The following is a 19681-nucleotide window of genomic DNA, read 5'->3' as shown; positions in this document are numbered from 1 at the left end:
GTTTATTGGGCCCCATCCGCGATTCATTTCGCGGGTGGGGCCCAATGCATAAGCAGCGCCGAAACAAGACAGTCGTTTAGGACCATGATCTATTCGAAGCCTGTCAGTCCTGGTTCTTCATAGATTCGTCTCCGCTCTGTCATGCTGTCATCTTGTTTTCCCGCCGCTGGAATCTGGCAGCCATAACAGCTCCCATGGCCAGCAAGCCAGCCATGACCAGCAGGATTATGCCGGTGCTGCCGGTCAGGGGCAGGACGGCCAACTGATCGTAGGTGTAGGGCAGGGTCTGATCCTGCTGGTCCACGCCGACCAGGCTCCAATGAATGACGGTATCCACCTGTCCGGGCCTGTAGCGTGGAGTGAGTACCAACCAGGCGCCATTCTGGTACTGCGGTGTTCCTTCTGCAGACAGTCCCGCGAAAGTGACCGCTTTGACCAGGCTTCTGATCACGACAGCCTGCGGCGTCTTGCTGTTCAGGTCCGGTCCGGACTGATCGTCACCCAGCTGACCGGAATCGTCGGCGCCCCATCCATAGGCCAGACCGTCGGAGCCCAGGGCCAGTGAGCTCGGGTCGCCCGTGCAGACGGCAGTGAAGCTGAAATCTGCAGGCACGTCCTTGGGTTTGGTCAAGTATGCGGGATCAGTCCCTTCTGCGGCATTGCTCCAGGTCAGGATCCGTCCGTCGGAGCCCAAAGCGGAGGATGCTCCGGTGCCGGCACTGATTTGTGTAATGGCAAATCCGGTCGGCAGTCCGTCAGGAAGGGTCAATAGGGCAGGGGTTTTCTTGTTCTCGCCCTTGACCTGTCCCCAGGTCCAGATGCGTCCCTGGGAATCCAGGGCCAGAGCCTGGTGGTCTCCGGCGCTGACGGCGATCATCTCGACCGTCAGTCCTTGGACGGCAGACGGTGTGGGGTTGGCGCCGTCCTCGCTGACCGGCAGGGTGGGATCGCCTAGCTGGCCGGCATCATTGATGCCCCAGGCGTAGACTTGTCCATCCACGGTCATGGCCAGTGAATACCGGCTTCCGGCGCTGATTGCCGTTATGGTCGCCGGGATTCCGGTCACCATGGCAGGGCTGGTTCGCCCGTCTGGCGAGATGGTATCGCCGCCGGCATTATCCAGGCCCAGCTGCCCGTATTGGTTGGCGCCCCAGGACCAGACTCGTCCCTGGGAATCCAGAGCCAAGGCATGTCCGCCGCCGGCGCTGATGGACTGGATTGTGGCCGGCAGACCCGGTACCGGATGGGGCCGGCTTTGGGCATTCAGGGTGGAGTCGCCCAGCTGGCCGACATCGTTGTTGCCCCAGGCGTAGACCTTTCCATCGGAGCCTAGAGCGAGGCCATAGTCACCGCCTGCGCTGACCTGGGTGAAGACGAAGTTGGCCTCCGCTTTCTCGGGTATGTCCACTCGGACCGGCATGGTGCTGGTGCCGCCCTTGGCGATGTTCGCATTGCCCAGCTGGCCGCTGTTGTTCTTGCCCCAGGCGTAGGCCTTCCCATCGGACCCCAGGGCCAGGGACCAGTGGGAACCGGCACTGACCTGGCTGAAGCGAATGCCCCGCAGGGCTGGCGGCGTCAGGGTGACCTTCGTCCCGCCCATCTCGGTTCCATGGTCTGGGGTCATGCTCCAGTTCTGATTCTCAGGGCTCCAGTGGGCCTTGAGCGTCATGGAGCTGGTGACTGGCTTGGAGAAGTCGTAGGCGGTCTTGCCCAGGAACCAACCATCGAAGCGGCAGCCGGCCTTGGTCGGATCAGCGCTGGGGCGGACTGCTCGCTCTCCCGCTTCCAGACTCTGGCTGGGTGGCGCCGGTGAATCGCTCTCCGACTGGAAGGTTACGGTCACACCGTTCGACAGATAGCGGAAGGGCAGGTGGACCTGGGTCTGTTCTTGGTCGTTCAAAGTCCACGCCAGGGCCACATCCACCAGCCCTGGTGCGTGCGGCGGGGTGGTAGCCGTCCAGGTCCCGTTCTTTTGCGCCTTCATTCCGGTGGTGATATCCGTTGTGTCGAATTTGAGTCCGGTCAGTTTCGCCGGCCAGGGGAAGGCGACCGCAGAGGGCCGGTTATGGGCGCCATCGCCGCTGGTGCCCTGACCCAGCTGACCCATGTCGTCGCGTCCCCAGCTGTAGGTCAGGCCGTCGTCGCAGATGGCCAGGTTAAAATCCTCGCCAGCGTCGATACTGATCCAGTGTCGGCCGGCAAGGTTCGGATCCTCCAAGCGTTCTGGAGTGGTCTGGGGGCTGTCTGCTGCGGAGGTTTTGCCGTCGCCCATCTGTCCGTAGCTATTGTCGCCCCAGGTCCAGATATTGCCATTGGAATCCAGAGCTATGGCATGGTTGGAACCGTAATGGCAGCCACCAGCGATGGCGGTGATTCTGGTCCCCTGGGGGAAGCTGACCTGGACGGGGTCTTTGAACGCCTCGGTCTTGCTTGCACTTGACCCGTTGCCGATCTGGCCGTTTTCGTTCATCCCCCAGGTCCAGACCCTTCCCTGGTCATCCAGGGCCAGGGTGTTTTCGAAGCCGTCTGCGATGGCCACCACATGGACCTTGTCAAGGCCGTGGATCTTGGTCGGCGTATAGTTTCCTACGACCGCGACGGCGGATGGATCCAACTGGTGGTAAAGGTTGCTTCCCCATGACCATACCGTGCCAGCGTCATCCAGAGCTGTTGAGTAGTTCATTCCTGCCTGTACAGCTATGATTTTGTGGTTCTTATCGAATCCCTGGATGAGGCTGGGCGTGGAGTCGCATATGCCGTCGCACTTATGGCGGCCGGTTTCTCCTTCACTGCAGGTTCCCCAGCCATAGACGTTGCCATCCGATCCTATGGCCAGGGTGTGATTGTAACTGCCGGTGACGGCCTTGTAGGTGAATCTGGTCGGCGCTCCTTCAGGCAGCATCACCTTGACCGGGTATTCCGAATAGTTATGCATGCCGCTGTCAGCCACATTGGGGTTGCCCAAGGTCTTCAGATAGTTGTATCCCCAGGACCAGAGGGTGCCATGGTTGTCCAGGGCCATGCTGAAGAACCGACCAGCGTTGACGCTGACAAACCGAAAATCCTTGTCATTGCGGGCTTCTTCGGGCCGGGGCACCCTTATGGGCGTTGACTTGTTGACAACAGTGCCATCGCCCAGCTGAGCACCAGCATTATAGCCCCAGGCGTAGACGTTGCCATCCGATCCCAAAGCCAGTGAGAACCGGATGCCTGCACTGACCTGGCTGAAACGGACACCGGAAGGTGGGGGCGGGGTAAGTGTTACCCCGGTACCTCCTGATTCGGGTCCCTCTTGCGGCTGCATGGTCCAGGTCTGGTCGGCCCGGGCCCACTTGGCTTTCAGGGTCAGGTTCGCGTGCACAGGAGCGGAGAAGTCGTAGGCTACTTTGCCCGCGAACCATCCTTCGAGAACGAATCCTCGGCGGGTGGGTTCAGGACTAGGGCGCGCAACCTGGGCGCCATCAGCCACAGTCGAAGTTGTCGGAGTTGCAGACTGCATGTTGTAGTCGAAAGTGACTGTGTGGCTGGTGGTATTCGAGGGGGAAGAGGCGGTTGAGGTCGGCTCCGGGGAACCTGCTGTGCCGGGCGATGATGAGGACGGCGAGGTGGGCGATGTGCTGGCAGCAGGCGATTGTCCTGTTGCCGTCGCACGAGAGCCATTGGCCAGGGTGGGAATGCCGGATGGCGATGATGACGGACCGGGGGAAACCGAAGGAATCTGTCCGGGGGTATTGGCTCCAGTACCAATTGCCCCAGTTCCCTGAGTTGCGACTGCGGTCCCATTGGATTCCGGCGCTGCCTGGCCAAACTGCAGGCCGAGCATGCTGCAGGCGACCAGGACGCAGCATAGACTGACGAGCACTGTGACGCGACGACTACGTACCATCTTCATGTGAAGGCATCCTCCCCCATGCGTCCGGCACTTGTATAGGCAGGTGTAGGCGAACGAGACTCTCCCCAAGAGTCAATAATTCCATCCACTACAATAACACCAGTGTCAAAGTGGAGAGGGGCCTGGCATAGTCGCCTGGGGCGTTTGATTAGACTGGTATTTCATGAGCTCTGAGAAGATGGAAACAGTGATTGATGATCAGGCGCAGGGCGGGGGTCCACGGGCCCAGGCCGCCCGCCAGGTGGAGGAACTGCGTGCCGATGTGGACACCATCGATGCCGCCATTGTCGCCATGCTGGCCGAGCGGTTCAGGGTGACCCACCGCATTGGGTTGCTCAAGGCCCAGGCAGGATTCGCCTCGGCGGATATGCACCGGGAGAGCACACAGATAGCGGCCCTGCGAGACAAGGCTGATGATTACGGGCTGGATCCTGATCTGGCCGAGGCCTATTTGCATCTGGTGGCTGACGCCGCCAAGCGCGACCACGAACGGCTGGCCGGCCAGACCAATTCACGCTGAGGAAATCCGTCGTAGTTTCATGGCCGACGGCTTGGGTCAACTCCTATGCCGTCGGCCATGAAATTTCAGCGCGTGCTCGCTGGAGCCTGATGGGCTGTTTCCAGGTAATGTTGCCTCGCTGCCAGGACTGTCACCGTCACGAAAAGTCCTACAAGCAGTATGACGAGCAGACCCTGGCTGCCGGTCAGGGGCAGAATATCCCTGTAGGTAAAGGGCAGGTTCTCGGTATGAGGATTGCCCTGGCCCACATTCCAGGTGATGTTGACTGTTGTTTGGCCTGCCTTGAAGGCTGGGGTATAGAAGGTCCAGGTATTCCATGATCCCCATGTGTCGGCTGTGCTGCTCCGGGTCAGTTCAAGAACTGATGCAGTATGCGGATCCGTGCCGACTGTGGCCGAGCTGATGGTCAATTGCGGCGGGCAGACCAAGGTGGCCGCCTTGACTGAGTCGCTGTCCAAATTGGTGCCGAGCTGCTTGCCGCCATTGTCACCCCAACCGTAGGCCATGCCGTCGGAGTCGATGGCCAGGACTTGGCGCTCGCCTGCACTTATCTGTATGGTGCTACCGTCCTTGCTCACCAAAACGGGGGATGTGCTGATGGATCCTGAGATGGAGACATTGCCCAGGGCGTTTTGACCGTTGTTTCCCCAGGTGTAGATTCGCCCTTTGTCGTCGATTCCTGCGCAGAACCATCCTCCGGCGCTGATCTCGGTGGGTTTGAATCCATCGCTACCTCCGTCGGGATCGGCCACCGGGGTTGGTATTGCGGCATCATTGGTGTCTCCGGTACCCAGTCGCCCATCGGTATTCGCACCCCAAGCATAGGCTTTGCCGTCTCTGCCAATGGCCAGGGAGTGCGAGCCTCCTGCGCTGACCTGAGTGGCGAAGAATCCCATTGACCCGTCCTCATATTGCACGGGTGACGATACCGACACAGGAGTGGCCTGTGAGGATTTGGCATTGTTGCCCAGTCTACCGCTGTCGCCGTATCCCCAGGCGTAGGTTTGCCCGCTTATGCCGATAATCAGAGAGTGCTGATATCCCGCACTGACCTGTCTAGCCTGGAATCCAGGACTGGTGGCGCTTGCGTTGACAGCTACAGGGGCAGGGGCGTTCCCGCTCGTTTTGCCGTCGCCCACCTGTCCGCCGTTGCTCCTGTCTCCCCAGGCGTAGACCTGATGATCCTTGCCGATGGCCAGGGAATGATAGCCTCCTGCACTTACCTGGGTGTAGGCGAAGTCGGTACCTGCGTCGGATGGCTTCTTCACTTGGACGGGCGTCGTGTTGGTGCCGCCTGCGGTGCCCTTGCCGAGCTGCCCCCTGCCGTTGTCTCCCCAGGCGTAGGCATTGCCGTCACTGCCGAGGGCCAACGAGAATCCATATCCAGCACTTACCTGGGTGTAGGCGAAGTCGGTACCTGCGTCGGATGGCTTCTTCACTTGGACGGGCGTCTTGCTGCTGTCCTTGCTGCCGTTACCGAGCTGTCCCGTGCTGTTGTTTCCCCAGGCGTAGGCATTGCCGTCGCTGCCGACAGCCAAGGAATGGTTTTTGCCTGTGCTGACCTGGGCGAAGCGGATGCCGCGCTGCGAGGGCGGAGTGATGGTGACCTGGTATCCGCCAGTGGACGGACTGACGGTTGGGTCGACGGTCATTTGAGTCGAAAGCGTCCAGTGCGCGACCAGGGTCAACGGGTCCGTTACCGGCTTGCCGAAGTCGTAGGCAACATTTGAACTGCCGTCAGCCGCTTTGACGAACCACCCGTCGAACAGGAAGCCCGTCTTGGCCACGGTCTGTCGGGGTACCAATTCGCCTTCCTCGATGTCTTTGCTTGTCCATGCAGCTCCAGTACCTCCCTCAGGGTCAAGCGTTATGCGTTTCTTGGTCCGATCGAAGGTGTAGTCGAACTGCTGTGTCTGCCTTGAGTCCCCGGCATCGCCGGCAATGTTCCATGTGATGGTGAAACTGGACGGGCCGTACGGGTACGCGGGCGTCACGAAGGTCCAATCCCGGTTTTCATCCCAGGTGTCTTTGCTTGTCTGGGTCAGTTTCGTGGCTGGCTTGGTGCTGCTGGCCATGGTGCCGAAGGTCACCTTGGTCAGGGTGATCTGTGGTGGCTGTGTGGTGCCGGGCCTTGATGCCGATATGCTCTGCCCCAGCTGGTTGTAGTAGTTGTATCCCCAGGTGTAGAGCAATCCGTCAGACCCGATGGCCGTCTGGTGATGGCCGGAGGTGGCTACCGCGCAGGCCTTCACCGATTGGGCCAGAGTGATGGCTTTCGGATTGGTCTGCCATGCATCACTATTGCCGTTGCCTAGCTGGCCGTAACCCTGATTGCCCCAGGTGTAGAGCTTTCCGTTGTCGTCTATGGCTTCGGATCCATCGTCGCCCGCGCTGATGGCGGTGATGTTGACAGCGTCGTCTCCGAAGCTGATCTTAGTGGATCCTTTCGTGCTGACATTGGTATCAGTCGAGGAGCCGACGGCGGTGCTGGAACCCCATCCATAGACGTTATGATCCGTATCGAGCGCCAGCACATGCTGATAGCCCGCGCTGATGGCGATATAGAACCGCGTATCAGGCTGTCCGGTGTTCAGGTCTTGGACGCGTGCCGGTGTCGGATTGTCATTAAGGGTGCCGTTGCCGAGCTGTGCCTTGTCGTTGTGGCCCCAGGCCCAGGCGTGGCCTTGACTGTCCAGGGCAGTACCTGTAGTGAACCCTGCGCTGATGGCGGTGATCCCGGACAGCGTCGTGACCTTGGCAGGGGAGGAATGGCTGCTGTTGTCTGAGCCGCCGTTGCCCAGCTGACCGTACTGGTTGTTGCCCCAGGTGTAGACCGTGCCGTCCGATGCCAGGGCCATGGCGTATGACCGTCCGGCGCTGATGGCGGTGATTTTGGCATTGCCTGTCTGTGCCTTTACTGGTTCGGCTGAGTAGCCTCCTGTGGTGCCGTTGCCGAGCTGGCCTTTGTCGTTGTTGCCCCAGGTGTAGACGGTGCCGTCCGATGCCAGGGCCATGGAATAGGTGTCGCCGGCGCTGACGGCTATGAAGATCTTTCCTTTTATGGCGTCATTTTCAGTAATCCGTACTGGTGTAGTCGCCGTGCCTGAGTCTTTGCTGTTGCCCAGTCCGCCGCTGGCCTGATTTCCCCAAGCGTAGACGTGTCCGTCCGAACCCACAGCCAGGGTGTGGTAGCGCCCGGCGCTGGCCTGGGTGAACCTTACTGCTCTGGGTTTGGGAGGAGTCAGAGTAATCGTGGAGCCACCGGTGTCATCGCCATGGAGGGCATCCGAGGTCTTCCATTTCATGTCTGACGAAGACCAATGCGCTTTCAGATTCAGTGGCCCGGTGACCGGACTGCTGAAGTCGTAGGCCACATTGGAACTGCCGTCTGCCTCCTTGATGAACCAGCCGTCGAACAGGAAACCTGCCTTGGTGACGGTGGGAGGCGAAGCCTGCTTGCCTGCGGTGACGAACTGGTCCGAGGCTGATGAGCCTCCGTCCGAATCAAAGGTGATCTTCTGGGCAGTGGGTGTGAATGTATAGTTGCCAATGCTTTGCCCCTGTTGTGCAGCACCGCCAATGGACCATTGACCGTCGTTGATCCTGATCTTGGTGGTTCCGTAAGTGTGGTGTGGGGTAGTGACCTTCCATGGGGTATTCGCACTCCAAGCGTCGTCACCTGCTGAAGTTCGGCTGATCAGACTACCGCTGTCGGTCTTGGCAACATCAGTCTTGCCAAAGGTCACCTTGGCCAGATCTATCTGGGGTGGGCTGACCGCCGCAGGCTTGGTCTGTGAGCCGCTTTGAGGCCCGCTGCTGCCCTGTCCCAGCTTGCCGCTTTTCGCTTCCCCCCAGCTGTAGGGGAGCCCGTCCGAGCCGATGGCCAGACTGTGCCGGCAGACATCGAATGCGGCGACTGTGACGCCTGTCAGGCTCACCTTGGTCATGATTGATTTAGGATTTGTGGTTCCATCGCCCAGCTGGCCGCTGGAATTGCTGCCGAACATGTACAGGCTGCCCGCAGAGTCGACCACCGCAGAGGAGTAGTCCCCGGCGCTGACTGAAACAGGCGTCGCCGCTTCCGTGGGCCAGCTTAACAGACTGGGGTAGAAGGAGTGAACGCTGTCGGTATTGGCGTCATTGCCCTTGGTCAGGGGATAACCCCAGTAGTACACCTTGCCTGTATTGCTCAGTGCAAGGACGTGCAGGTACCCTGCATCGATGTCGGTGTAGACTGTGCTGTCTGGGTTGCCGGTCGAGTCGCCGTAAATGCGCGATGGAGTGTAGACGTTGGAACCACTGCTGGTGCCGTCCATGGTGCCGATGCTGAGCTGGCCGCCCTGGTTGCGTCCCCAGGCGTAGGCATGTCCTTGGCTGTCCAGCGCCGTTTGAAAATCGTATCCGGCACTGATGGTGGTGAAGGTGACGCCGGATGAAGAGACCGCTGCTGGTGAAGAGTTGACGTTGACGCCCGTGTGCCCGTTGCCGAGCTGGCCGTATTCGTTGTCTCCCCATGTGTAGATCGTCCCGCTGGAGGACAGGGCCATGGCATGCCAGTATCCGGCGCTGATGGCGGTGATGGTGGCATTAAGATTCGCCTTTACCGGTACTGAAGAATTCGTGGTGGACCCGTTGCCGAGTTCGCCGCGACTGTTGTCGCCCCAGGTGTAGACGGTGCCGTCCGAGGCTAGGGCCATGGAGAATGTGGTTCCCGCGCTGACGGATATGAAGGTCTTTCCCTTGATGGCCTCGTTTTCGGTAATCCGCACTGGCGTGTTTTTGTTGGTTGTGGTGCCGTCGCCAAGCTCGCCCTTGCTGTTGTCGCCCCAGGCATAAACGTGGCCATCCGAGCCTACGGCCAGGGTGTGGTCATGACCGGCGCTGACCTGTGCGAATCTCACCCCTCTGGGTTTGGGGGGTGTAAGTGTGATTGCAGAGCCCCCGGTGTCGTCGCCGCTGACGTCGGCCGTCGTCCACTGGGCGTCGTTGACCGATGACCAATGGGCCGTCAGCGACTGCGTGCTGGTGACCGGCTTGCCGAAGTCATAGGCCACGTCGGAGCCCTTCAGGAACCATCCGTCAAACAGGTAACCTGATTTGGCGACGGTGGGAGGTGATGCCAGATGGCCTGAGGTTACTGTCTGGCTCAAGGCCGGTGAGCCGGACGTCAGCGAGCCCCCGTCAGGCTCGAAGGTAAGGGTATATGAGGATGAATCCCTGGTCTGTGGCGACTTGGCTCTCGGTGAGCTGTTCCTGATGGGTTTGTCCGTCTTTTTCTCGTTGAACGGTAGGATGGACTTGAAAGGCGAGGGATTGTTGCTGGCCAGCGGTGATGGTGTGGCGGTCGGAGCAGCGGCCCCGGCCTCTGCCTCGCCGCCCGTCCTGAGCAATGGACTCACGCTGCTGTACGGGCTGGGAGAGGGCGTTTCCGTGGTAGGCGAAGGCGCCGTATCGCCTGTGGTTGCGTATGCTCCTGTTGATGCGCCGATCAGTGCCAACCCAACCATGGCTGTCAGTGTCATCAGTCTGCGGATGCCATGAGCATTCCCCATTCGATTCTTCCTCCCCAAGCGTGCCGATTCCCCAGGTCGTAGCCCCAAAATCTGCGTCGGTGCACACTAAAATAAAGTCCCTCTATAACTTCTACTGTAGCATTGCAATCTTCGAGCAGTTCATAGTGTCGTGATCAGGCCCTTGCAGGACAAATTCGTTGCAAGAGGCATGCCGTTGATTGTGGAAGCCGCACTTTTTGTATGAGCGACGGTGGTTCGATTGGCATTGCGGATTGCCGTTGTCACCAGTGACTCCGATAAAAAACCGGGGCGGTGCCTATGGCTGAACCGCGCCGGTTGCATTGGGAATTGTGAAGCCTACTTGCGAGGCTTCTTGGCGGGGGGCTCGCCCAGCTGGCTGGTGGTCACACGGATGCCCGCCTCATCCTCGCCGGCTCCCGTCGCTTCGGACTGAGCGGTCTCCTCGACCAGATCCAGATCTCCGGTGACCCTGCCCGCTTCGGCTATGTCGTCCAGGGCGGCCTTGACGGCTTCCAGGCCCTCCGGCGCCACGCTCAAGGAGGCTGAGAGGATGGGGGTCTTCATGGAGACCTTGGCCTCGGACTTGATCCGCCGCAGGGAGGCCAAGGCCGTACCTGCCCAGGCCAAAAGAGCCGGATCCTGGCCCTGGGCAGCTGCCCGGTAGGATTCCGGACGTGGCCAGGAGGCGCGGTGGACCGATCCGTCCCCCTGGTGCATCCACTGCCAGGCCTCTTCGGTGGCGAAGGGCAGGAAGGGTGCCAGGAGACGATCCAGAGCATCCAGGACCAGCCCCAGGGTTGTGCGGGCGCTCAGCACCTGGGCCTCGTCAGGGGTCCTGCCGGTGGCATCCGCGGTCCCATAGGCCCGGTTCTTGGCCAGCTCAATGTAGTTGTCGCAGAAGTCCCAGAAGAAGGATTCGGTCGCCTCCAGGGCCTTGGAGTGCTCATAGGCTTCGAGGGCCTTGGTGGCTTGGTCGATCACCTGGGCAAGGCCGGCCAGGACCGCGCGATCCAACGGGACCGTGACGTCAGCGGGGTTCCAGGTGACCTCCGCTGACCGGGTGACCTTATGGTTCTCATCCTCCCGACCGATGGCCAGGGCGAACTTGACGGCGTTGAGGAGCTTGACGGCCAGGCGGCGGCCGATCTTCATCTGCCCCTCATCGTAGGTGGCATCCAGGCCCAGCCGGGCGCAGGATGCCCAGTAGCGCACGGCATCGGCGCCATACTTCTTGATGGGTTCGTCCGGCACCACCACATTGCCCTTGGACTTGCTCATCTTCTTGTGGTCCGGATCCAGGATCCACCCCGACAGGGTGGTGTCGCTCCAGGGCAGGCAGCCGTTCTCCAGGTGGGCGCGGTCCATGGAGCTGAAGAGCCAGGTGCGGATGATGTCCTGGCCCTGGGGGCGCAGGTCCATGGGGAAGGTGGCCTTGAAGAGGGCCTGGTCCTGTTCGCCCGGCTCGGCCCAGTGGGTCACGATCTGGGGGGTCAGGGAGCTGGTGGCCCAGGTGTCCATGATGTCCTTCTCGGCCGTGAAGCCGCCAGGCTGGTCGCGCTGGGATTCCTCGAAGCCCTCGGGCACATCAGTGCTGGGATCGATGGGGAGCCTGTCCTCGGCCGGGGTGATGGGATGGGCGTAGTCGGTCTCGCCGTTCTCCTTGACCGGATACCAGAGGGGGAAGGGGACTCCGAAGAAGCGCTGCCGGGAGATCAGCCAGTCGCCGTTCAGGCCCTCGACCCAGTTGTTGTAGCGCACCCGCATGAAGTCCGGGTGGAAGTTGAGCTCCTTGCCGCGCTCCAGCAACTCCTGGTTCAGTTTCTGGTCGGTGCCGCCGTTGCGCAGGTACCACTGGCGGGAGGTGACGATCTCCAGGGGCTTGTCGCCCTTCTCGTAGAAGTTGGTCATGCGCTTGGTGGGCTTGGGCTCGCCGTCCAAGTCGCCGGACTCGCGCAGGGCATCCACGATGATCTTGCGGGCTGAGAAGGTGGTCTTGCCCTCGGTCTGCTCGAAAATGCGCCGTCCGCCCTCATCGGTGATCCAGTCCGGCACGTCCATGACGATTCGTCCGTTGCGCTGGATGATGGACCTGGTGGGCAGGTTCAGATCCCGCCACCACTGCACGTCGGTCACGTCGCCGAAGGTGCAGCACATGGCGATGCCGGCGCCCTTGTCCATCTCGGCGGCGGGATGGGCCAGGATGGGCACCTCCACCTTGAACAGGGGGGAGTAGACCTTCTGCCCGAAATACTTCTGGTAGCGCTTGTCATCCGGGTGGGCGATCAGGGCTCCACAGGCCGCCAGCAGCTCAGGCCTGGTGGTCTCGATGTATATCGGCGTGCCGTCCGCAAACCGGAAGGCCACCCTGTGGTAGAAGCCGTCGTACTCGCGCGACTCCAGCTCGGCCTGGGCCACGGCGGTCTGGAAGGTCACGTCCCAGAGCCCGGGGGCCTCCTTCTGGTAGGCTTCGCCCCTGGCCAGGTTCCGCAGGAAAGCCTTCTGTGCCACACGGCGGGGATGCTCGCCGATGGTGTGGTAGGTCTGCGACCAGTCCACCGACAGGCCCAGCGACCGCCAGAGCTGCTCGAAGAGCTTCTCGTCCTCGGCGGTCAGTTCCTCGCACAGTTCGATGAAGTTCTGACGGGAGACGGGCACCTGGTCCTTGGCGCTGATCTTCTTGCCCTTGGTCCCATGGAAGGGGGGTTTGAAGTCCGGATCGTACTTGAGCGAGGTGTCCACGCGGACACCGTAATAGTTCTGGACCCGCCGCTCGGTGGGCAGGCCGTTGTCGTCCCAGCCCATGGGGTAGAAGACGTCGTAGCCCTGCATCCGCTTGAACCGGGCGATCACGTCGGTATGGGTGTACGAGAAGACGTGTCCGACGTGCAAATGCCCCGAAACCGTGGGCGGCGGGGTGTCGATGGAGTAGACACCGGAGCGCTCGCGGGTGTTGCGGAAGCGGTAGACGCCGGACTCATCCCAGTCGCGGCACCACTTTTCCTCCAGGCCATCCACGCCCACCCTGTCGGGCAGGGGGGTCAGATGGGCATTGACGATTCCTTGGTGTTCAGCAGACATACCAGCATTTTATGGACGAACAGTGACAAGGGGTGCCGGCCTTTTCACCCTTGGATGCGCAGGTTCCACAGGGGCAGGTAGCGGTCCAACAGAGAGCTGGGCATGCCCTTCAGGCGGGGGGCGGTGAGGACCAGGGGCGTGCGCTGATACAGCCAGTCGCTGGGGGAGAGGTCGCTGACCTGTCGGGCAAAGGCCTTCAGTCGTTCGGCATAGGTGTTCTGGTCGGTGCAGTCCGTCACCTGCTTCCAGGAATTCTGAACATCGACATTGTCGAAGAGCATGGTTGAGTCGGGGTCGGCGAAGCGGTCGATTTCATCATTGTCCATGACCATCAGGGCCATGTCGTAGTCGCGGCGGTTGAGCACCTGGTCGCGGAAGGTGGGCTGATCCACCATGGAGACCTGGGTGGGGATGCCTGCTGCCTTGAGCTGTGTGCGCATCAGCTCGCCCACCTGGCTGCCGAATTCGCGGGGATAGACCAGACGCAGACCGTTCTTAAAGAAGGAGGGGCGGTAGTAGGAGGACCGATGAATCGCCTGGGCCCGGTCGAAGGGGAAGGCCTGCAGGTCAGGATCGTAGCCGGGGCTCAGCTGGTTGAGTGGTCCGCCCAGGGCCTTGGCTCCGCCTCCCTCCAGTTTGGCAATGGCTTCTCGATCCAGGGCGTAGCGGACGGCCTCGCGCATATGCTGGTCGGACAGCGGGCTGGTTGCTATGTTGTTGAAGGCCAGGACCACATTGTCTGTGCTGGGCGTGGCGGTCGGTGCCTTGTGGGCCTGTGCGGCGGTTGCGGAATCCATGTCCACTACAGCGTCCAGGTGTCCCTGGTCCAGATCCTTGATGGTCTCCTGCGGGCTGCCGGTATAGGTGAAGATCACCTTGCCGATGGCGGGCTTGTCCGGGCCTCGGTAGGATTTGTTGGCAGTCAGGGTCAGGCTTGTGCCCGGTTGCCAGTCATCCACCTGGTAGGGGCCTGAACCGGCTGATCGAGTCGAATAGTTGACCCGGGCCTGGCGGTCGTAGACTATGCCCGCCCGACCGCTCAGGGCGGTCAGCAGCCTGGCGTTCGGGCTCTTCAGGCCGATCACCAGTGTGGCATCATCGGGGTTGGTGACCCTGGCCAGTCCGTCCAGGTCCCGATGGCCCTGGTACTGGTGGTCGATGATCTGGTGCAGGGACCAGAGGGCATCCTCCGAGGTCAGGCGGCGTCCGTCGGCGAAGCGGGCGTCATCGCGCAGATGGAAGGTGTAGAGCAGGCCGTTTGCGGAGACCTCCCAGTTCTGGGCCAGGCCGGGCGTCGGCCGACCTTTGGCGTCGGGCCTGGTCAGGGTCTGGTAGACGTTGCCCATCAGGGCCTGGTCAGTGGCGCGTCCTGGCTCGGTGCGGATGTCCAGGGAGACGGGGGCCTGGCGGGCCCGGATGCGCACGATTCGGCCTGAACCCTCCTGGGCCCAGGGCAGCCGCCAGCCTCCTTGGCCCGTCACCAGCGGCCAGGCCATGTAGGTGCCTGCGGTCAGGACCGCCAGTACCAGGAAAAAGATGATTCCGGATCTGATTCGTTTGTGTCTGCCGCGTGCCATGGTCTTGATTCTACCGAGAGGACGGTCCGGCAAGGATCTCGGCGCTGGGACATGTTTCGGCCAACGGGCAGTGGAGGCAGTCGGGCTTGCGGGCGTGGCAGGTGGCCCGGCCGTGCAGAATCAGCCTATGCGACAGATTGGTCCAGTCCTCGGGCGGGAAGCAGTCGCAGATCTCATGCTCGATCTTCACCGGATCAGGGTGGACGCTGCGCCAGTCGGTCCGCCAGCGCAGACGGCCGGTGACCCGGGTGACGTGGGTGTCCACCGGGAATCCGGGGATGTTGAAGGCATTGCCCAGGACCACGTTGGCGGTCTTGCGCCCCACGCCGGGCAGGCTGGTCAGCTCCTCCATGGTCTGGGGGACCTTGCCGCCGTAGTCTTCGGTCAGCATGAGGGAGAGCCCCAAGAGGTGGCGGGCCTTGGCATGGTAGAAGCCCACCGGGTGGATGATGGCCTCCAGTTCGGCAGGCTGGGCCTGGGCCATGGTTGCGGGGTCGGGGTAGCGCTCGAAGAGTTCGGGGGTCACCGAGTTGACCCGCTTGTCGGTGGTCTGGGCGCTCAGGACCGTGGCCACCAGCAGTTCGAAGGGGTTGCGGAAGTGCAGGGCGCAGACCGCCTCGGGGAAGACCTGGCAGAGGATGCGGTATTCCTCGTGCATGCGGGCCAGGCGCCGGGCCTTGCTTTCCCTGCCCTGGGGGCGCTTTCGATTTGATGATGCATCAGTCACTATGATCGGTTTTCTTCTTCTTGGAATCCTGGGGTTGTTCGGTCCGGCTGTCCTTTTGCTCGGCTGGGTCTGGATTGGCCCCGGCATCCGGCTCCGGTTTGGGCACTGAGGTCGTCCTTGCCGAGGAGGGCGGGTCGAACCGGTAGCCCACATTGCGGACCGTGCCGATCAGGTGCTCGTACTCGCTGCCCAGCTTGGCCCTGAGCCGCCGCACGTGCACATCCACCGTTCTGGTGCCGCCGTAATAGTCATAGCCCCAGACCTCTTGGAGGAGCTGCGCCCTGGTGAAGACCCTGCCGGGATGCTGAACCAGGTATTTGAGCAGCTCGAACTCCTTGTAGGCCAGGTTGATGGGACGGCCGTGGATTCGGGCCGTGTAGCTCTCGGTGTCCACGACCAGATCGCCCGAGCGGACCTGACCGGTGGGCACCTGGTCTTCCGCCTCTTCCGGCTGGGCATCAGGCTTGCGTGTCGGGGTCACGCGCTGGCAGACCAGTCGCAGCCGGGCCTCGACCTCGGCCGGGGATGCGGACTGAATGATGACGTCGGCCACGCCCCAGCCGGCATTGACCACAGTGAAGCCGCCCTCGCTCAGAATCAGGATGATGGGCGTGGACAGACCCGAGGCCCGGGTCAGGTTGCAGAGGGTCTTGGCCTCGGCCAGGTCGTCGCTGGCGTCAATCAGCAGCACGGTGTCCTCGGGCATTCTTACCAGGGAGGCGGCATCCAGGGGCAGGACGCGCACTCGATGGGAGAGCAGCGCCAAGGCTGGCAGAACCGATGCCGGGTCCTCGGCGCAGGTCATCAAGGTCAGATCCGTCACGGGGGTACCTTCTTCCCTGTCCGTTCGTCCATAGCGGGGGTGGATTCGTTGAACAGTCGTCATCATTGTACAATCGGCCCGTCACAGGGGCTCCGAGTTCACAGGATGGCCTTGCCCTAGGATGTGACGTATGGCTCCCCGACGGGGACAGGCAGGAGGACCCATGGCGCAGACCGTAAAAGAAACCCGGGATGGACGCGCGCCCGCCCTGACGCAGTTGCTGGCTCTGGCGGCCCTGATTCTGCCGGCCGTGGCGACGGGCTTGTTGGCCGAGCCCCGGGTCGCTCGATGGGTGCAGACCGTTTTGGTTCTGGTGCTGGCATTGGCCATGCTGGTCTCTTGGCCCCTGGTTGGCCGGGGTATCCGACCCGGTCCTGACCGAGCCGTGTTCGGTCTGCTGGCCTTGGTCTCTTTGGTGCCGGCCCTGGTCGTGCAGGGGCCTGGTGCCCTCTGGGCCTGGCTGTCGACTGCGGCATTCCTGCTGGCCCTCCTGGCTGTATTTATGTTTGTTCGTCAGATGCTGCGTCGGGACCGGCGGATGGTCATCCGTGGCATTTCCGCAACCGCCATGGGCGGGGTGACCGCTGTGGCCGCCTCGGGGTGGGTCTTTCTGCCGGAGCTGGTCAGAAGCCTGTATCCTGACCTGATGCCGATTCTGGTGGTGCTTGTGGCCTTGCTGCTGCTGGTCGGGCTCATGACCTCGGGTTACCGTTGGGCCCAGGAGGCAGCTGATCGGCGTGGGGCCGTTGGTCTGGCGCTGATGTCGGTTCTTCTGGCCGGATCCATCATGGTTCTGGCCGCCATGGTTTTGCAGACGACATTCTGAGTCAGGCATTCATCAGGTGGTCCAGAAGGATCTGGATGCCCATGACAATCAGAATGATGCCGCCGGTGATTCTGGCAGGCTTGCGCCAGCGGGACCCGACCGCGTATCCGATGCGCAGCCCCAGAATGGAGGCCGCAGCCGTCACCAGCCCGATGACCAGTGCGGATAGCCAGATGTTGATGCCCAGCAAGGCCAGGCCTGCGCCCACGCCGAATGAGTCGATGCTGGTGGCGATGGCTGCGGGAAGCATCTGCCGCCAGGAGAAGCTCTCCTCGCCGTTCGCCCCCTCCTCTTCGCCATAGACGCCCTCGCGGATCATGTTGACCCCGATGGCCGAAAGGATGCCGAAGATAATCCAGTGATCCACCGCGGCCAGGGAGTCCTGCAGCATGGAGGCGGCGAAGTAGCCCAGCAGGGGCAGCAGCGTCTGGAATCCGCCGAACCAAAGTCCGACCAGCCAATGATGGCGGGCCCGCAGTCGGTCCACGGACAGTCCCTTGCTGATGGAGACGGCAAAAGCGTCAGAAGATACACCTAAAGCGATAAACAACAATCTCAAAAACACGGCATTCCTTGAAAGGGTTCATCCCCGCTGGGATGGGCCTCGACCAGGTCTCCTCAAACCCGCCTACGCCTCGGGAGCGTCGAGCGCGGAACTGCCGATTGGAGTCGGCTTTGAATTCGTTGAATGCCGTTCACATGCTACGCCAAAACAATATGGACATGGATTTTACCTGTCAGCGCTGGAACAATCAAGCATGACATGAAGCCGGATGACCCTGCTCAATGAGCCTTGGTCACCGTCAGGCTGTCTCCCGATGCGTGGATGGCGCTATTGGTCCTGGTAGGTGACGGCGTAGAACTCGCCGTTCTGGTATCGGGCCATGTACACATCGCTGACCTTGTGGATGCCCTGCTTGGCCAGTTGTTCGTCAAGCCAGTCCTCGTCCCGTCCCATGGTGTCAAGAACGTCGGGATTGACCCGCCCGTCCATGACCACCGGGTAGCGCACGTCCTTGTCGCCCTCGGAGATGATGGTCAGGCCGCCGTTCTGCTCGACGATGCCCCGCTTGACGTCGCGGATGTCATTGATGCCCTTGGTGCGCAGCTTGAAGTCCACCTCCTTGGCCGTCAGGTTGACTTTGAGACAGTTCTGGACCAGCAGTTTGCCGTTCTTGATGATGGTGACCGGTTCGCCGTCGATGTACTTGCCCACCGCGTGGATGTGGGTCTTGGCGTACCGGGTGATGAGAATCAGCGCCGCCCATATCAGCAGGATGACAATGTACTGGGCCATTGAGATGCTGTCGCTGTAGATGACCCCGCCGATGATGCCGCCCAGGACGTAGTTCTGCAGCTGGTCCATGGGCGAGGTGGGCGCCAGGTTCCCCTTACCGGTCACATTGATGAGCAGGGTGATGAAGAGCAGCCCGACAATCAGCTTCAGGGCCACGTTGACGTAGAAATTGATATCCATGGGTCACTCTCCGATCACGGTGATGTCTGGGTGGTACAGGTCGGCCCGCTGTAGCAGGAACTCGGAGCCGGAGCTGTTGAATACCAGGGTGTAGTAGCCTTTGGGGGTCTTGATGATCATGTCGTTGTTGCGCGAGGTGTCGTTGATGCTGATCTGCTCGGGATTGACCTTGAGCTTGGCTGCCGACTTGTCGATGACCGTGGTCAGCTGTCCGCTCTGCAGGCTGGCCGTGCGCAGATTGGTGTAGTCGCTGTACTGGATGGCCGCCGCCAGCAGGAGCAGGGTGGCCAGGATGATGGACAGATCTTTGTACTTATGGTTCCAGCGATGGCGGGAGTACATGAATAGGAAGAAGAGGAAGGCCAGGGCCAGAACGACAACCACGATGATCCTGATCATGGTCCAGTTGGTCTGCCCGCCCTTGAGGTATTGGTACGTATAGAAAGTCATAGCCGCTCCTGCCCTTGCGCGCGCACCCGCAATTCGCAATCGTAGACGGCCGGAGGCGTTTTGGGAGGATTTGGGCATGCAAAACCCCGGTTCGGGCGCTCGATTGGGCCCTTGCCGGGGTGGTTGAGACCGCTGGGCGGCCTTGAGAGGTCAGTGCTGGGCGGCCAGGCGCTCGCGTGCAGCCTTGATCTGGGTCTCGGCGGCCTCGGCGTTGGTCCAGTAGTCGCCGGGCATGACCTCCTTGCCCGGTTCCAGAGCCTTGTACTGCTCGAAGAAGTGCTTGATCTCCTGCTTGTGGAAGTCGGAGACGTCGTCGATGTCCTTGATGGCGTCGAAGCGGACGTCGGCGGGCACGCAGAGGACCTTGTCATCCCCACCGGCCTCGTCGACCATGTGGTAGAGACCTACGGCGCGGCATTCAACGATGCAACCCGGGAAGACCGAGTCGGGAATCATGACCAGGGCATCCAAGGGGTCCCCGTCCTCGCCCAGGGTGCCGTCGATGTACCCGTAGTCGTCGGGGTATCCCATGGAGGTGAAGAGGGTGCGGTCCAGCCTGATATGGCCGCTGTCGTGGTCCATCTCGTACTTGTTCCGGGAGCCCCGGGGGATCTCGACCAACACGTCGAATGTCTCTGCCATTGTCCTGTCTCCTTTTCGGTCTGGACGGCATAGGTATGTCTCATACACAGCATAACCGTCCCGCGGCACATTCGACCACAGTCTCCCGCTCACGCATCTATATGCCCGGCGGCCGCTCATACTCAAGGCATGGGG

At 61.6% G+C, this 19681-nt stretch carries 12 protein-coding genes; 2 read left to right on the top strand and 10 right to left on the bottom strand.

Going from position 1 to position 19681, the window contains the following annotated elements; translation table 11 throughout:
• Window positions 1-139 precede the first annotated feature (139 nt).
• Window positions 140-3823, bottom strand: coding sequence for an RCC1 domain-containing protein (locus JF70_RS07305; protein WP_269420792.1), 3684 nt, complete (start codon window positions 3821-3823; stop codon window positions 140-142).
• Between the two features lie 232 nt (window positions 3824-4055).
• On the opposite strand from JF70_RS07305, the gene JF70_RS07300 reads away from it, so the two are divergent.
• Window positions 4056-4412 (top strand): chorismate mutase, encoded by a 357-nt coding sequence (locus JF70_RS07300; protein WP_045935817.1) that lies wholly within the window; start codon window positions 4056-4058, stop codon window positions 4410-4412.
• Between the two features lie 65 nt (window positions 4413-4477).
• Here the strand turns inward: JF70_RS07300 and JF70_RS07295 are convergent, their stop codons facing one another.
• The 5 genes from JF70_RS07295 to JF70_RS07270 all read right to left on the bottom strand — a co-directional run bounded on the left by JF70_RS07295 (window position 4478) and on the right by JF70_RS07270 (window position 16151).
• Window positions 4478-9964 carry an RCC1 domain-containing protein gene (locus tag JF70_RS07295; RefSeq protein ID WP_082069453.1) on the bottom strand — a complete coding sequence of 1829 codons (5487 nt, stop codon included), beginning with the start codon at window positions 9962-9964 and terminating at the stop codon, window positions 4478-4480.
• Window positions 9965-10282: 318 nt separating this feature from the next.
• On the bottom strand, window positions 10283-13024 hold the full coding sequence (valS, locus tag JF70_RS07285; RefSeq protein WP_045935814.1) for a valine--tRNA ligase: 2742 nt from the start codon (window positions 13022-13024) through the stop codon (window positions 10283-10285).
• A 44-nt stretch (window positions 13025-13068) separates the two neighbouring features.
• Window positions 13069-14601: an ABC transporter substrate-binding protein gene (locus JF70_RS07280; RefSeq protein ID WP_045935813.1), complete on the bottom strand. Its 1533-nt coding sequence runs from the start codon at window positions 14599-14601 to the stop codon at window positions 13069-13071.
• Window positions 14602-14611: 10 nt separating this feature from the next.
• A complete protein-coding gene (gene nth, locus JF70_RS07275; protein WP_045936220.1) occupies window positions 14612-15259 on the bottom strand; it encodes an endonuclease III in 648 nt (215 codons plus the stop codon).
• Window positions 15260-15320: 61 nt separating this feature from the next.
• The gene (locus tag JF70_RS07270) at window positions 15321-16151 is read right to left on the bottom strand and encodes a winged helix-turn-helix transcriptional regulator (RefSeq protein ID WP_045935812.1); all 831 of its coding nucleotides are present in this window, start codon (window positions 16149-16151) and stop codon (window positions 15321-15323) included.
• 163 nt (window positions 16152-16314) lie between these two features.
• On the opposite strand from JF70_RS07270, the gene JF70_RS07265 reads away from it, so the two are divergent.
• Window positions 16315-16977: a hypothetical protein gene (locus JF70_RS07265; RefSeq protein ID WP_045935811.1), complete on the top strand. Its 663-nt coding sequence runs from the start codon at window positions 16315-16317 to the stop codon at window positions 16975-16977.
• A 1-nt stretch (window position 16978) separates the two neighbouring features.
• Here the strand turns inward: JF70_RS07265 and JF70_RS07260 are convergent, their stop codons facing one another.
• The 4 genes from JF70_RS07260 to JF70_RS07245 all read right to left on the bottom strand — a co-directional run bounded on the left by JF70_RS07260 (window position 16979) and on the right by JF70_RS07245 (window position 19546).
• Window positions 16979-17542: a manganese efflux pump MntP gene (locus JF70_RS07260; protein ID WP_045935810.1), complete on the bottom strand. Its 564-nt coding sequence runs from the start codon at window positions 17540-17542 to the stop codon at window positions 16979-16981.
• A gap of 267 nt (window positions 17543-17809) precedes the next feature.
• A complete protein-coding gene (locus tag JF70_RS07255) occupies window positions 17810-18454 on the bottom strand; it encodes a DUF421 domain-containing protein (protein ID WP_029678190.1) in 645 nt (214 codons plus the stop codon).
• 3 nt (window positions 18455-18457) lie between these two features.
• Window positions 18458-18904 (bottom strand): DUF3290 family protein, encoded by a 447-nt coding sequence (locus tag JF70_RS07250; RefSeq protein WP_015022498.1) that lies wholly within the window; start codon window positions 18902-18904, stop codon window positions 18458-18460.
• A gap of 150 nt (window positions 18905-19054) precedes the next feature.
• Window positions 19055-19546: an inorganic diphosphatase gene (locus JF70_RS07245; protein ID WP_015022497.1), complete on the bottom strand. Its 492-nt coding sequence runs from the start codon at window positions 19544-19546 to the stop codon at window positions 19055-19057.
• Window positions 19547-19681: the final 135 nt, after the last annotated feature.

The organism is Bifidobacterium mellis, from assembly GCF_000967265.1.
Taxonomy (GTDB): Bacteria; Actinomycetota; Actinomycetes; order Actinomycetales; family Bifidobacteriaceae; genus Bombiscardovia; species Bombiscardovia mellis.
This window is presented reverse-complemented; position numbering and strand designations above follow the sequence as displayed.

Excerpts from the sequence above, each read along its gene's own strand:
- JF70_RS07245 (WP_015022497.1), bottom strand. The coding sequence starts at position 19,546 with ATGGCAGAGACATTCGACGTGTTGGTCGAGATCCCCCGGGGCTCCCGG.
- JF70_RS07255 (WP_029678190.1), bottom strand. The coding sequence starts at position 18,454 with ATGGATATCAATTTCTACGTCAACGTGGCCCTGAAGCTGATTGTCGGG.
- JF70_RS07295 (WP_082069453.1), bottom strand. The coding sequence starts at position 9,964 with ATGGGGAATGCTCATGGCATCCGCAGACTGATGACACTGACAGCCATG.
- JF70_RS07250 (WP_015022498.1), bottom strand. The coding sequence starts at position 18,904 with ATGACTTTCTATACGTACCAATACCTCAAGGGCGGGCAGACCAACTGG.
- valS (WP_045935814.1), bottom strand. The coding sequence starts at position 13,024 with ATGTCTGCTGAACACCAAGGAATCGTCAATGCCCATCTGACCCCCCTG.
- JF70_RS07300 (WP_045935817.1), top strand. The coding sequence starts at position 4,056 with ATGAGCTCTGAGAAGATGGAAACAGTGATTGATGATCAGGCGCAGGGC.
- nth (WP_045936220.1), bottom strand. The coding sequence starts at position 15,259 with ATGCACGAGGAATACCGCATCCTCTGCCAGGTCTTCCCCGAGGCGGTC.
- JF70_RS07265 (WP_045935811.1), top strand. The coding sequence starts at position 16,315 with ATGGCGCAGACCGTAAAAGAAACCCGGGATGGACGCGCGCCCGCCCTG.
- JF70_RS07305 (WP_269420792.1), bottom strand. The coding sequence starts at position 3,823 with ATGCTCGGCCTGCAGTTTGGCCAGGCAGCGCCGGAATCCAATGGGACC.
- JF70_RS07280 (WP_045935813.1), bottom strand. The coding sequence starts at position 14,601 with ATGGCACGCGGCAGACACAAACGAATCAGATCCGGAATCATCTTTTTC.